The 14004-nt window shown below is 63.9% G+C and carries 14 protein-coding genes; 11 read left to right on the forward strand and 3 right to left on the reverse strand.

The annotated features are described in order from the left end of the window. Positions 1 to 130 precede the first annotated feature (130 nt). The 4 genes from hflK to AC0L2H_RS07325 all read left to right on the forward strand — a co-directional run bounded on the left by hflK (position 131) and on the right by AC0L2H_RS07325 (position 4159). A complete protein-coding gene (hflK, locus tag AC0L2H_RS07310) occupies positions 131 to 1243 on the forward strand; it encodes an FtsH protease activity modulator HflK (RefSeq protein WP_473589597.1) in 1113 nt (370 codons plus the stop codon). Beyond that, positions 1243 to 2184: a protease modulator HflC gene (gene hflC / locus AC0L2H_RS07315; protein WP_473589598.1), complete on the forward strand. Its 942-nt coding sequence runs from the start codon at positions 1243 to 1245 to the stop codon at positions 2182 to 2184. The genes hflK and hflC overlap by 1 nt, the downstream gene beginning before the upstream one ends. A 147-nt stretch (positions 2185 to 2331) precedes the next feature. Continuing rightward, the gene (locus AC0L2H_RS07320) at positions 2332 to 2478 is read left to right on the forward strand and encodes a DUF2065 domain-containing protein (RefSeq protein ID WP_473589915.1); all 147 of its coding nucleotides are present in this window, start codon (positions 2332 to 2334) and stop codon (positions 2476 to 2478) included. A gap of 166 nt (positions 2479 to 2644) precedes the next feature. Then, positions 2645 to 4159 carry a DegQ family serine endoprotease gene (locus AC0L2H_RS07325; protein ID WP_473589599.1) on the forward strand — a complete coding sequence of 505 codons (1515 nt, stop codon included), beginning with the start codon at positions 2645 to 2647 and terminating at the stop codon, positions 4157 to 4159. A gap of 47 nt (positions 4160 to 4206) precedes the next feature. Here the strand turns inward: AC0L2H_RS07325 and AC0L2H_RS07330 are convergent, their stop codons facing one another. Further along, complete coding sequence (locus tag AC0L2H_RS07330) at positions 4207 to 4779, reverse strand: GNAT family N-acetyltransferase (RefSeq protein ID WP_473589600.1); 573 nt, start codon at positions 4777 to 4779, stop codon at positions 4207 to 4209. Next, complete coding sequence (gene serB / locus AC0L2H_RS07335) at positions 4776 to 5693, reverse strand: phosphoserine phosphatase SerB (RefSeq protein ID WP_473589601.1); 918 nt, start codon at positions 5691 to 5693, stop codon at positions 4776 to 4778. The genes AC0L2H_RS07330 and serB overlap by 4 nt, the downstream gene beginning before the upstream one ends. Here serB and miaA point away from each other — a divergent pair. Next, positions 5683 to 6651, forward strand: a complete 969-nt coding sequence (miaA, locus tag AC0L2H_RS07340) for a tRNA (adenosine(37)-N6)-dimethylallyltransferase MiaA (RefSeq protein WP_473589916.1) — start codon at positions 5683 to 5685, stop codon at positions 6649 to 6651. The genes serB and miaA overlap by 11 nt on opposite strands. Before the next feature lie 105 nt (positions 6652 to 6756). Continuing rightward, positions 6757 to 7548, forward strand: a complete 792-nt coding sequence (locus tag AC0L2H_RS07345; RefSeq protein ID WP_473589602.1) for a GGDEF domain-containing protein — start codon at positions 6757 to 6759, stop codon at positions 7546 to 7548. A 228-nt stretch (positions 7549 to 7776) separates the two neighbouring features. Here AC0L2H_RS07345 and AC0L2H_RS07350 read toward each other — a convergent pair whose 3' ends face one another. Continuing rightward, on the reverse strand, positions 7777 to 9606 hold the full coding sequence (locus tag AC0L2H_RS07350; protein ID WP_473589604.1) for an ATP-binding protein: 1830 nt from the start codon (positions 9604 to 9606) through the stop codon (positions 7777 to 7779). A 156-nt stretch (positions 9607 to 9762) separates the two neighbouring features. Between AC0L2H_RS07350 and AC0L2H_RS07355 the strand changes: the two genes are divergently transcribed. The 5 genes from AC0L2H_RS07355 (at position 9763) to AC0L2H_RS07375 (ending at position 13799) form a co-directional block, all read left to right on the forward strand. After that, complete coding sequence (locus AC0L2H_RS07355; RefSeq protein WP_473589605.1) at positions 9763 to 10329, forward strand: helix-turn-helix domain-containing protein; 567 nt, start codon at positions 9763 to 9765, stop codon at positions 10327 to 10329. A 5-nt stretch (positions 10330 to 10334) separates the two neighbouring features. After that, positions 10335 to 10643 (forward strand): hypothetical protein, encoded by a 309-nt coding sequence (locus tag AC0L2H_RS07360; RefSeq protein WP_473589606.1) that lies wholly within the window; start codon positions 10335 to 10337, stop codon positions 10641 to 10643. 75 nt (positions 10644 to 10718) lie between these two features. Then, positions 10719 to 11249, forward strand: coding sequence for a GNAT family N-acetyltransferase (locus AC0L2H_RS07365; RefSeq protein ID WP_473589607.1), 531 nt, complete (start codon positions 10719 to 10721; stop codon positions 11247 to 11249). Positions 11250 to 11822: 573 nt separating this feature from the next. Next, positions 11823 to 12983 (forward strand): PcfJ domain-containing protein, encoded by a 1161-nt coding sequence (locus tag AC0L2H_RS07370; RefSeq protein ID WP_473589608.1) that lies wholly within the window; start codon positions 11823 to 11825, stop codon positions 12981 to 12983. A gap of 291 nt (positions 12984 to 13274) precedes the next feature. Beyond that, on the forward strand, positions 13275 to 13799 hold the full coding sequence (locus AC0L2H_RS07375) for a DUF1269 domain-containing protein (RefSeq protein ID WP_473589609.1): 525 nt from the start codon (positions 13275 to 13277) through the stop codon (positions 13797 to 13799). Positions 13800 to 14004: the final 205 nt, after the last annotated feature.

Genomic DNA, 14004 nt, shown 5'->3' on the forward strand with positions numbered 1-14004 from the left:
CGCTGCAAAATCGGACGATGCCGGCAACCGATCGCGTTGAAAGCGTGCCGTCGCATCCCTATAGAAGAACAACATTGGATTTTGCGCCGCAGAACAGGCGCTTGAGGGAATTCCAAGCGAAAGGACATTCATGCCCTGGAATGACAAGAGTGGCGGTGGCGGCGGCCCATGGGGCGGCGGCGGCAATCAAGGTCCCTGGGGGCAGGGGCCGAAGGGGCCGAGCGGCCCGCAGGGCTCGCCCCCCGATCTCGAAGACATCATCCGGCGCGGCCAGGACCGGTTGCGGCGCGCACTGCCGGGTGGCGGCGGCGCCAGTCCCGCCGTGTTCGCGCTGATCGCGGCAGCGCTTGTCGTGCTGTGGGCATTCAAGGCGATCTACACCGTGCAGCCGGACGAGGTTGCGGTCGAGCTGAGGTTCGGCAAGCCCAAGGCGGAGCTCTCGCAGCCCGGCCTGCACTTTCATTGGTGGCCTATCGAAACGGTCGAGACGGCCAAGATCGCCGAGCAACTCGTAGATATCGGCGGCGGCAACACCAGCGGCGAAGGCCTGATGCTTTCGGGCGACCAGAACATCGTCAACGTCCAGTTCTCGGTGGCCTATCAGGTCTCCGATCCGAGGGCCTATCTGTTCGACGTGTCCGATCCGGACGGCATGCTGCGGCAGGTCGCCGAAAGCGCCATGCGCGAGGCGGTCGGCCGCAGGCCCGCGCAGGACATCTTCCGCGACGACCGCCAGGGCATTGCGGCGTCGGTGCGTGAGATCATCCAGACGACGCTCGACGGCTACAAGGCCGGCCTCAACGTCAATGCGATCTCGATCGAGGATGCCGCGCCGCCGCGCGAAGTGGCCGACGCCTTCGACGAGGTGCAGCGCGCCGAGCAGGACGAGGACAAATTCGTCGAGCAGGCCAACCAGTATTCCAACCAGAAGCTCGGCCAGGCGCGCGGCGAGGCCGCACAGATCCGCGAGGACGCGGCAGCCTACAAGAACCGGGTCGTGCAGGAGGCCGAGGGCGAGGCGCAGCGCTTCATCTCGGTCTATGACGAATACGCCAAGGCGCCCGACGTGACGCGCAAGCGGCTTTATCTGGAAACGATGGAGAAGGTTCTGAAGGATTCGGGCAAGGTCATCGTCGAGCAAGGCAGCGGGCAAGGGGTCGTTCCCTATCTGCCGCTACCGGCATTGCAGCAGAAAGCGCCGGCGCCGGCCTCCTTGGGCGGCACGACGGGAGGAACCCAGTGATGGCCAACCGTCTCCCCGTCATAGCGGTGATCGCCGCGGTCATCCTGTTCCTGCTCTATTCGTCGGTCTTCGTGGTCAATGCGCGCCAGCAGGCGCTGGTGATCAGGTTCGGCGAGATCGTCGACGTCAAGACCCAGCCGGGCATCTACTTCAAGGCGCCGTTCGCCTTCTTCGACGCCGACAGCGTGCAGTTGATCGAGAACCGGGTTTTGCGCTTCGATCTCGACAACATTCGAGTCCAGGTGTCGGGCGGCAAGTTCTACGAGGTCGATGCCTTCATCGCCTATCGCATCTCGGATCCGCGCGTGTTCCGCTCCGCGGTGTCCGGCCAGATCGAACTGGCCGAGGCGCGGCTGAGGACGCGTCTCGACGCCGCGCTCCGGCGTGTCTACGGCCTGCGCGACTTCGAAGCGGCGCTCTCGGAAGAGCGCGCCGTGATGATGCGCGAGGTGCGCGATCAGCTCAGGCCCGATGCCACGTCGCTCGGCCTGCAGATCGAGGATGTCCGCATCCGCCGCACCGACCTGACGGCGGAAGTCTCGCAGCAGACTTACGACCGCATGAAGGCCGAGCGTCTGGCCGAAGCCGAGCGGCTGAGGGCGCGCGGCAACGAGGCGGCGCAGCGCATCAAGGCGCGCGCCGATCGCGAGGTGGTGGAAATCGTCGCCGAAGCGCGGAAGGAATCGGAAATCCTGCGCGGCGAGGGCGAAGCCCAACGCAGCGCCACCTTCGCGGCCGCCTATCAGCGCGATCCGGCCTTCTTCGATTTCTACCGGTCGATGAATGCCTATGGCACGGCGCTGGACAATACCGGGACGACGATGGTGCTGTCGCCGAGTTCGGAATTCTTCCGCTTCTTCCGCAATCCGGACGGCAAGGACACGCCAACACCGCCGCCCGCACCTGCCGCGCCGGCAACGCAGCCAGGCGCCGGCCAGTAACGGCCGGTGCAGGATTTCCTGGCGGCAATAGGCCTGGTCTCGCGCATGACCCCGAAAATCGGAATCGATTTTCGGAAAGGATCATGCGCAAAATTAAAGTGCTACAGCGTCCTTTGCGCGTCCAATGGGACGCGCGGCGCTGTAGTCATTGAGGGCCTGGTCTATGGCGGCTTTCCCGGCCTCGCCAGGAAACTCGCCGGCGAGGTCTTGGCGATGCCGGAGAACGCGCTGCGGATCGCGGGGCTGGCGGCGATCGTCATCGGCGTCGGCATCGTCTGGCTGGTGCGAGGCTGATGGCGGCAATTGCTTTCATGGTGCCGGCGTAACGGAGGATTTATCCCCCTGCGATAGTCAAGGCCGCAAACGTGCCGTATTTTTTGCCAACATGGCGTGACGCAGCTTTTTGCCGAAGCGCTTTTCAGAAACACTTATCTCTTCAGAAAAACTGGGAGACTTCTCGATGACATCCAACACCCTTCTGCGCGCAGCGAGGCGGACGTTCATCGCCGGCACGGCGGCACTTATTATCGGAGCCTTGGCCGTTCCGTCTTTCGTGACGCCTTCGGTAGCCGCGGACGGGCCGCCCTCGGTCGCCGATCTCGCGCAGGGCCTGCTCGGCGCCGTGGTCAACATCTCGACCTCGCAGACGGTCAAGGGTACGGAAGGTCCGGGCGCGGTGCCGATGCCACAGCTTCCCGAGGGGTCACCCTTCCAGGATTTCTTCGACGATTTCTTCAAGAACCGTCCCGGCGACCAGGGCAATCGCTCGCAGAAAGTGCAGTCGCTGGGCTCCGGTTTCGTGGTCGACGCCGAGCAAGGCATCGTGGTGACGAACAATCACGTCATCGCCGATGCCGACGATATCGAGGTGAATTTCTCCGACGGCGTGACGCTCAAGGCGACGCTGGTCGGCACCGACACCAAGACCGACGTCGCGGTGCTCAAGGTCGATCCAAAGGGACACAAGCTGACGGCGGTCAAGTTCGGCGATTCCAGCAAGATGCGGGTCGGCGACTGGGTGATGGCGATCGGCAATCCGTTCGGCCTCGGCGGCACGGTGACGGTCGGCATCGTCTCGGCCCGCAACCGCGACATCAATTCCGGTCCCTACGACGATTTCATCCAGACCGACGCCGCGATCAATCGCGGCAATTCCGGCGGCCCGCTGTTCAACAGCGTCGGCGAAGTGATCGGCATCAACACGGCGATCATCTCGCCGTCCGGTGGTTCGATCGGTATCGGCTTCTCCATTCCCGCGCAGCTCGCCTCGGGCGTCGTCGACCAGCTCCGCCAGTTCGGCGAGACACGGCGCGGCTGGCTCGGTGTCCGCATCCAGCCGGTGACGGACGACATCGCCGAAAGCCTCGGCATGGCGACCGCCAAGGGCGCGCTGGTCGCCGGCGTTATCAAGGGCGGGCCGGTCGACAACGGCGCCGTCCTGGCGGGCGACGTCATCATCAAGTTCGACGGCAAGGACATCAATGAAATGCGCGACCTGCCGCGCGTCGTCGCGGAAAGTACGGTCGGCAAGGCAGTTGACGTGGTCATCGTGCGCAAGGGCGTCGAGCAGACCGTCAAGGTGACGCTCGGCCGGCTCGAGGACGGCGAAAAGCTTGCCAGCGGCGAAGACGGCAACACCGATCAGGACGACGGCGAAAAGGCGCCCGCCGTGTCGACGGCTTCCGTGCTCGGCATGACCGTCGGCGAGCTCAACGACGAGACACGCACGAAGTTCGGCATCGGCGCCGATGTGTCCGGCGTCGTTATCACCGACGTCGCCAAGGATTCGGCCGCGGCCGAACGCGGCATCCAGGCCGGCGAGGTGATCACCGAGATCGCCCAGGAATCGGTTGCCACGCCCAAGGACGTCATGGACCGGATCGGCGCGCTGAAGGAGCAGGGACGCAAGAATGCGCTCCTGATGCTGGCGTCGAAGACCGGCGAGTTGCGGTTCGTGACGATCCGGATGGACTGAGTCCCGGAAAACCCTAAAAGAGCTTGATTTTGCAAGAAAAAGGGCGGCTAGCGAGCTGCCCTTTTTCTTGCGAGCCAGTTGTCGCGGGAAAGCCTGTAGAACACATGCGGCTTGAGCGCGGGGTGGCTGTCGGGAATGTCGGGATGGTCGAAATCGCTGGCCGGGTCGGCGGTCATGCCGAGGCGTTCCATGACGGCGGTGGAACGGCGATTGTCCTTGACCGCGAAGGACACGATCTCATCGAGGCCAAGCGTTTCGAAGCCATGGGCAAGCCAGGCTTCGGCTGCCTCGGTGACATAGCCATGGCCCCAGAATTCGGGCGCCAGCCGCCAGCCGATCTCGACGGTGCCGGCCGGCAGGAAGGGCAGATGATCGGTATCGAGCAGCCCGACGAAGCCGATGCATTCGTGCGTTTCGGCAATTTCAGCGGCAGCGAAACCGTATCCGTCCTCGGCAATCCAGGCGCGCAATTCATCCATCTTGGCGTCGGCCTGGGCGCGGTCGCGGCGAAATGGAAAGAACTCCATGACGCGCTCGTCGGAATTGATCCGGTGAAAGAGGTGGCGGTCGCGATCCTCCCAGTTGCGCAGGATCAGGCGTTCGGTGCGGATCGGTTTCACTCTACAAACTCCTCGCGCCGGTATCCCTGCAGATAAAGCAGCGCCGTCAGGTCGCCATGGTCGATGCGAACCTTGGCCTCGGCCGCCACGGCCGGCTTGGCGTGCAAAGCGACGCCAGTGCCGGCAAGACGGATCATGTCGAGGTCGTTGGCGCCGTCGCCGACAGCGACGGCGTCGGCGGTTGTCAGGCCAAGGCGGGCCGAGATATCGAGCAGCGCATCGGCCTTGGCGGCGCGGCCGAGGATCGGCTCGGCCACCAGCCCGGTGAAACGGCCATCTTTTTCGATCAGGCGGTTGGCGCGGTTCTCCTGGAAGCCGAGCATCGCCGCGATGCGTGCGGTGAAGACGTCGAAGCCTCCCGATATCAGCGCTGTCCAAGCGCCATTGGCACGCATGGTCCGCACAAGTGCGCGGCCACCGGCGGCCAGCGTCAGCCGGTTGGCGATGATGCGGTCGACCACGGCGGCGTCGAGACCTTTCAACAATGCCACCCGTTCGCGCAAAGCCGGCTCGAAAGCGATCTCGCCATTCATCGAGCGTGCGGTGATCGCGGCAACGCGGTCCTTGACGCCGATCTCGTCAGCGAGTTCGTCGATGCACTCCTGGTCGATCATGGTCGAATCCATATCGGCGATGAGGATTTTCTTTCGCCGTCCCTCGGCCTGCTGAACGATGACGTCGACCGGCTCAGTGGCGAGCACCGCGCGCAGACTGGCGGTCGCTTCCAGGGTTTCGGCTGTCTCGGGCAGAGCGAGATCGCAGGCGATCCCCTCGGCCAGCCAGCGAACAGCGCTTGCGCCGACCGACCGCGACGCCATATTCGCAATCACCGGCGACAATGCGCGGCCGGCGGGATGGGATACAAGCGTGGCGATCAAGGGCGTGGCGATCAAGGGCGTGGCGATCAGCGACATCGAGAATTCCGGCGGGCAGGCGGGCGGGGGCCGCGTGAAGAACGCGATCCTGATAGCCGGGCCGACCGCCAGCGGCAAGTCGGCGCTTGCGCTCGATCTCGCCGAACGCATGGGCGGCGTCATCGTCAACACCGATTCCATGCAGGGCTATTCGGTGCTCGACGTGCTGACGGCGCGGCCGGGCGCTGCCGAACTCGCCCGCATCCCGCATTATCTCTATGGTCACGTCCATCCCTCCATCGCCTATTCCACCGGCGCCTGGCTGCGCGACGTGATGAAGCTGATCGACGAAGGCACGTTCTTCGGACGACCGGTGATTTTCGTCGGCGGCACCGGGCTTTATTTCCGGGCGCTTGCGGAAGGCATTTCTGAAATGCCCGACATTCCGCGGCAGGTCCGCGACCGCTGGCGCTACGAACTCCAGGAGCAGGGGGCGGCCAAGCTGCATCGCATTCTGCTGCGCGAGGATTCGGCGGCCGGCATGATGCTGAAGCCGACCGACGGCCAGCGCATCGTGCGGGCGCTGGAGGTGCTTGACGCATCGGGCCGCTCCATTCTCGACTGGCAGGCGACGCGCGGCCGGCCGCTGATCGACAGGGACAGCGCGCGTTTCTTGGTGATCGAACCCGAACGGGCCGCGTTGTTGAGCCGCATCGACGAGCGCTTCGACCATATGCTGGACAAAGGAGCCCTTGAAGAGGTCAGGCGGCTGGCAGCGCTCGGCCTCGATGCCGACCTGCCGGCGATGAAGGCGATCGGCGTGCGCGAACTCCTGGCGGCGATGGCCGGGGAACTGAGCTATCCCGAAGCGATCGAGCGCGCCAAGATCGCGACGCGACAATATGCCAAGCGACAGGCCACCTGGTTCAGGCATCAGTTAGGCCCGGAATGGCACAGATTGCGCACCGGTTACGGGATGGAAACCACGATCTCAACCGATCTTTTCGGTGCAACCTAAAAAGTTAACTTTGAACGGAGCCTTCGCGTCGAAGTTGTCCCGATTAACCCTCCGTAAGGCCCCTGCGTGCCATAAGGTCTTCAGGAATTTTCCAGCGGCGGGCAGATGCGTTTCCACAGGGCGGAATCAGCCTTTTTCGTCTTCATTTTCGTGATCCTGGCCGCTGGCCTGGTGACACTTCATGCCTATGGACTTCTGCAAACTTTTGCCACTGAGGTTCGAACGCCCTCCAGGGTCGACGAGATCGTCCACCTCAACAAGCTGCTGTTTGTGACCGGCGTGCTTTTGGCGACCGCGCTATTCTTCGGCATTTTCTTCATCTATCCGCTGATCCGCAAACAGGCGACGGAAGAAGGCAAGCTGCGCGCCATGACGGTGTCGCTCAGTGCGCGCTCGGAAACGCTGGAGCATGCGGCGCTGACCGATAGCCTGACGGGCATGCAGAACCGGCGCTATTTCGACGATGCGCTGAAGGAATATCTCGAGGAGTTTCGCCGTATCGAGAAGCCGGTCGGGCTGATGATCCTTGATCTCGACCATTTCAAGCAGGTCAACGACACCCATGGCCACGATGTCGGCGACGAGGTGTTGCGGGCGGTCGCCAACTGTCTCAAGGACATGACGCGCTATCACGATGTCGTGGCGCGGCTGGGCGGCGAGGAGTTCGCGGTGGTCACGCCCAATATGGACGCCGAACTTCTGGCCAAATTCGCCGAGCGCATCCGCAAGGCGATCGCCAACATGTCGATCTTGTCAGGCAATGTCCGCCTGAAGATCACCACCAGCGTCGGCCTTGCCGTCTGGGATCGCAAGGAAACCGCCGAAGAGTTCTATCGCCGCGCCGACCGCCAGCTCTATGAGGCGAAGAGGCAGGGCCGCAACCGCGTCTGCGCCTAAAATCCCGAAGAAGAAATTCATGAGGCCGGTTGCCTGACGCGGCTTTCTCGACTTCCGGTGCTCACGGACTAAATGTCCGCTCCGCTCCGGCTTCTCGAAAGCCACATCATTCAATCCGGCCTGATGAATTCCCTTTCGGGATTTACCCAAGCGGGCCAACGAAGCAGAGCCCTTGCAAGCTTGACTCGGCTGCTCAATAGGCCGGCAGAATGAACTAAGGCTGTAGGCTCAATCGTTCTGCGGGCGCAGGCCGAAGGTGGCCGGCTTGAGGCCGTAGCGCATGTCGAAATCCTCGTCCGGCTGGACGCGTGGAGCGGGCGGCTTGCGGTAGTCGGGATCGCCCGCCTGCCGGCCCGAATCGACGACTTCGGCGAAGGCCATCGCCTGTTGCGGTTTCGGCACGTTGCGCAGCCTTTCGACGATGGCCACCAGATCGACATCGTTGCCATTCTCGGACGGCTTGGCTTCCTCACGCTTGGCCGTACCCGGGATCAGCCCTTCGGACATTTTCTCGAACTTCAGCCGCATCGTCGTCGCCACGCCTTCACCGAAGGCGATGGCTTCGCGCTGGCCCATGGAAGACAGGAAGGCAAGCGTCGAAGCCGAGGAATCGGCGATCGCCGAGCGGATGATCGCCTGGTCCTGCTCGTTGGCGAGCCGCATGGCGAAGAAGGTCGAACACTGCGACAGGATCGTGGGATCGAGCTCGCCCGGGCGCTGGGTGACGACGCCGAGATAGCAGCCATATTTGCGGCCTTCCTTGGCGATGCGCGACAGCGCATGCCGGGTCGGCGCGAAGCCGAGACGCGGATCGGCCGGCATATAGCGGTGGGCTTCCTCGCACAGGAACAGCAGTCGCAGCCGGCCTTCGCTCCAAAGCGCCAGGTCGAAGGCCAAGCGCGCCAGCACCGAACAGACCGAATTGACGACTTCCGACGGCATGCCGGCCATCTCGAAGCAGGTGACCGGGCGGCCGTGATGCGGCACGCGGAAGATATTGCCGATCGTCTCGTGGATGGTATCCTCGATCAGGCGTGAATTGAACATGAAGCGGTAGCGCGGATCCGCGGCCGCCGATTCGATACGCGTCTTCAGCGATCTGAGGGTGGGACGGTCATTCTTGCTTTCCAGCAGTCCCATGCGCTCGTCGATCTGCTTGATGAGATCGGCAATGCGGTAGGGCACCGGCGTGTCCGCGGTCATCGCGTCGGCGCCACGCCTGAGAGAGGTCCCCGAGTTCGGGTTGCGATACAGACTCTTGGCGTTGGGAATGAGATCGCGCAAGGCATCGACTTCCTCCGGCACGATCTCACGGCCGCGAAACAGGACTTCGGCGAATTCCTCGAGCTTGAACATCCAGAAGGGCAGATCCAACGTCGTCGAATCGACCCTGACGCAGTATTCCGGCAAGGACGCCGCGAACTCGTTGTGCGGATCGAGGATGAGGATGCGCAGGTCGGGCCTGGCGGCGATTGATTTGCGCAAAAGCAGCGACACGGCGGTGGATTTGCCGACGCCGGTGGTGCCGACAATGGCGAAGTGGCGCGCCAGCGTGTCGTCGATGGCGATGTTGGCGTCGATCGTCTCGTCCTGCGACAGCGTGCCGATGGTGATCGAATGGCGTCCGGCGAGGTCGTAGACCGCCTGCAGGTCGCGGCTGCGGATGCGATGGGCGATGGCGCCGATGTGCGGATAGCAGGTGATGCCGCGATCGAAAACCGGCTTGGCGCCCGGTTCGGCGCCGTCGCGTACCTCGCCGATGAGCTCGATGCTGACCTCGATCGGGTTCTGGCCTTCATTGCTCCAGGCGCGATCCGACTTGCCGATCCCGTAGACCAGACCGACGGTTCGCGTGGTGCCGAGGTTGATGGAAATCATCTTGCCGACGGTCCATTGGCCGGTGACCGTGCCTTCGGCATCCTCGGCATAGGCGCTGATGATGGCGCGCGCGCCGTCGCATTGCACGACATTGCCCAGAATGCGCTTGTCGTTCTGCTCAGCTGTTCGGCGCTCCTGCAGTGTCGGTTCTCCGACGGAGGCTTGGCGTTCAACAAACATGAGCAGGCTGCTTCCCCATTTCCCCAGGAGATCGACCTTAGAGCGACGGGGTTAAGGTGGGGTGAGGCCGGATGGTGCAGGGGGACTTAAGCCATTCGTGAAAATTGAATCGAAACTGCTCTTTGCTCGATCCAGATAATTCGATATATTGAACGAATGAATGATATAGCGAATGATATCTCTTCGACCATCGGCAGGCGAATACGCTCGGAAAGGATCATGCGAGGCTGGTCCCTGACGGAGCTCGCCGATAGGTCCGGCGTGTCGAAAGCCATGCTGAGCACGATGGAGCACGGTAAGACGAGCCCGACCGCCGCACTCCTTGTGCGCATCGCCGCGGCCTTCGGCCTGACGCTTTCCACCCTGATTGCGCGGGCAGAATTGCAAGGTGGCGGGTTGCTTCGCGAGGGTGATCAGCCGATGTGGCGCGATCCCGCCACCGGTTATGTCAGGCGGCATCTTTCGCCGGTCTCGGACACGCCGCTGGAACTGATCCGGGTCCAATTGCCGGCGGGAGCCAAGGTCAGCTTTCCGGCGGCGTCCTATGCGTTCATCAGGCAGCAGATCTGGCTGATTTCCGGACGGCTGGAATTCACCGAAGGAAGTATCTTGCACAATCTCGAACCAGGCGACTGCCTGGCGCTCGGCGCGCCGTCGGATTGCACCTTCCACGCTCCGGGACCGGATGCCGCCGACTATCTGGTCGCGCTGGCAAGAGGCTGAGGCGAATGGCGCGTCGCCCGAAACGCTCGCACAATGGCGGCCCGCCTCTCGACGACTACAAAGGTCCGCCATGGGGCGAGGGCGACGCCTATATCTTCCTGGCCTGGCAGGCGGCGCACGCCAAGGCCTGGAAGGCGCCGAGCCGCGACGTGATGCTGATGCGGATGGAAAAGGCCGAACAGTTGGGTCTGACCTATGAGGAATATACGCTCGAGATCCTGGAGCGCGGGCGCCACCTGCAAGAGAAAGACACCGAACGCATCGCCGAGATCCGGCGGGCCAGGAAGCGAAGGCGTGTCAGTCATTTCGACTGACGGCAGCGCTTTTTTCCCCGGTCGATGCTTACGACTTCGCAGACATTTCATTCTTGCTCCAAGGACGTCGCACGCATGGGTTCCATCGAAATCAGGGCACTGGCGCAGGCCGCCGCAACACAGGCGCTGCTGGCCGACCTGCTGATCGAAACGGTCGCGGCCGGCGGATCGGTCAGCTTCATGCACCCGCTGTCGCAGGAAGCCGCCGGCGCCTTCTGGGCGAAGTCGCTTGTTGCGGCGGCAAGAGGCGAAACAGCGGTGCTTGGCGCATGGGACGGCGAAGTGCTGGTCGGCACCGTCACCCTGCTGCTCGACTGTCCTCCCAACCAGCCGCACCGGGCCGAGATCGCCAAGCTGATGACCCGCGTCGAGCATCGCGGCAAGGGCGTGGCGACCCGCCTGATGCGGGCCGCCGAGACCCTTGCCGCCGAGCAAGGCCGGACGCTGCTGGTGCTGGATACCGCGAGCGAGGAGGGGGCATCGCATCTCTACGAGAGGCTGGGTTTTACCCTGGCCGGAGAGATACCGGACTATGCGCTGAAGCCGCATGGCGGGCTGACCGGCACGCTCATCTACTGGAAGCGTATCGGCGCGTCGCCGGGGTAGTTCATGCCGTCAAGTCAGTGCTGCGCCGGAAGGGACATTCGCCATCTTGCTGTGGCGCTTGTTCCGATGTATTAGCCGCGCCCGACATGCGGCCCTCTTTCATTGCCGCACCCTACTGACCTTTGAAGGAGGCGACGATGAGATCTTGTTCACGCGTTTTGCGCCTCCGCGGCGGTCGGACGGGCTGAACCCGCGCTCCAGCGGGCTTTCAACTTCCTGACAATTCGAGAACGGCTATGTCGCGATGCTTGGTCATCGCTGCACGTTTCGTCATGTCGCAACGGCGCCGATGCTGCGTTGATTCATTAAAACGGTGGGAGCCGAGAGCTCCCCCCGCCGATCGCGGCTGCCTGAAGACCTGAGATGCGTCTTTGCAACACTCGGTCAGACCATTGTAAACATTGAAAGAATGGCGGTTGCGTCGAGTTCGTTGTGAGCGTAGAGACGCCACCCATTCCCAACCCGTCATCCCCAGAGGAGACCTGTCAATGTCCCGGCAACCCAGATCGACACATTCCGTGCCGACGCTGGGATTGCGTGCGGCTGACAGAGGTCCAATTGGGAAAAACGGCCATGGCGAAGTCCATGATCCAGCGCAGGCGGGACGCCGAGCGCGAACGCATTGAAGCATATACGGCAACGCTGCGGCGGGTTTCGCCCGCCCCGCGTCCCGCTCCGGATTTCGAGCAGGCGCTCGATGATGCACGTCGCTGCTTTGCCGGCATGGCGATCCGTGAGGGCGCGCTGTGGCGTCCGAAGCTGAAGACGCGCGACTGCGCGCGCCTGCGGCTGGCTGCGGCACGCCATCTCTATGCACGCTATCCGGTTTCGGCCGCGCTCGAGGCCATCTGGCTGGATGCCTCGGGGTTGAATGGCAACGAGGTCACGCTCCGCAGGGCCTGGTACATCGCTGTCGCGCGTGGTGACTCGCTGTACAAGGCCGGCGCCAATGCCTGGCTGTCGCGCAAGGAAGTGCATTGCTTCCTGAATGTGTCCGGCGACTTCTCGTTCGATGAGGCGTTTTGGTTGGCGATCGCCCGCTCCTATACGGATGACCCAGGGTTGGCGGCTCGCCTTGCGCGGACGAAAATCGCGCGCACGCCGCGCGGGGAGTTGGTTTTCTGGCGCGAGGTGACGCGATTTTTCTGCGGGCATCCAGCGTCGAAGGAGGAGATCGACGATCTATGCGACTATATCGGTGCGATGCACCAGCGCGATGCGGCGTACAGCTTGAAGGGCCGCACGCTCGGCTCGCTGCGTCGGCAGATGTTGGAATGGCATCGCGACATTGCCGCGATCGAACGCATCGAGGCAATGCGCCGCCGCGCCGCCGGGAGGGCTCCGCCTACTGCGGGATTGCAGTCACAGCGCCGCAGTTGGGACGGCTCGCGCCTCGATGACTGGGAATGGCAGCCATCGGCCAAGGAGGCGAAGGCGCATGGCGAGCGTTTCTTCGTTCGCCAGCTGAAGACAGCCGAGGATCTGGTTGCCGAGAGCAGGGCGATGCATCATTGCGTCTCGATGTATGCAGCCAAATGCATCGCCGGCAACGCCTCGATCTGGGTGCTGCGACGCACCGCGCTCGGCAAGATCGAACGGTTGCTGACGATCGAGCTCGATCCGCAAAACCGTGCGGTGCAGGTGCGCGGTTTCGGCAATCGTCTCGCCTCGCTGGAGGAGCGCAAGGTCGTCGAGCGCTGGGCCAAGGCGAGGGGCGTGATGCTCAGGGCCTGAAACGAAAAACCCCGCGCGGCGGAACGCCGCGCGGGCTGCACGGATGTGCCGACGTCAGGTCGCAGTCGCTGACCGGCACGCTCGTGTCTCGAATGGCATCGTCCAGCAGATGGACAGTCAAGTGCTGGTTCGAGTATCTTTCGGCTTCTCGCGGTGCTGCCTGCCCGACCGAAGTTGCTTCCGGCGCGCATCACCGTTTGAGCGAAGCGTAGCGCAAACAATAGCTGTCACGAAGATTTCGTAGCATGGGGCGGAACTGCCGCCCATTGCAAGCCAACAAGGAGCTATTCCATGTCCGATCTGATCGCCATCGTCTATCCGACCGAAGCCAAAGCGGAAGAGGTGCGCAAGCGGCTGTTCGAATTGCAGAAGGAATACCTGATCGAACTCAGCGACGCGGTGATCGCCGTGAAGCAGGAGAGCGGCGACGTCAAGCTCAATCAACTTTTCAACCCTACCGCCGCTGGAGCGGTCTCCGGCAGCTTCTGGGGGCTCCTCGTCGGAATGATCTTCCTGATGCCGGTCGTGGGGGCGGCGGTTGGCGCGGCCTCGGGCGCACTTGGCGGCGCGCTGAGCGATTTCGGCATCAACGACAAGTTCATGAAGGATCTCGGGTCGAGCCTTCAGCCCGGCAACGCGGCGCTCTTCGTGCTGATCCGCAAGATGACAGCCGACAAGGTGCTCGATGACCTGAAGGGATCGGGCGGCACCGTGCTGAAAACCTCGCTCGACCACACCAAGGAGCAGGCCCTGCGCGACGCGCTGGCAGCCACACAGAGCCAGCCGGTATCCGCACCCGACGCACCTGCCGCCTGACGGCAAAGGGAGGGGGGGGGGGGGGGGCGGCCGCCCCCCCGCCCCGGCGGGGGGGGGGGGGGGGGGGGGGTGGGGGGCGGGGGGGGGGGCGCGGGGGGGGGCCGGCCGGGGCGGGGGGGGGGGGGGGCGCGGGGGGGGGGGGGGGGGGGGGGGGGGGGCGCGCCCCCCCCCGGGGAGAGGAGAGACGGAGGGGGGGGGGGAGTGT

This window comes from Mesorhizobium sp. WSM4871, assembly GCF_055811295.1.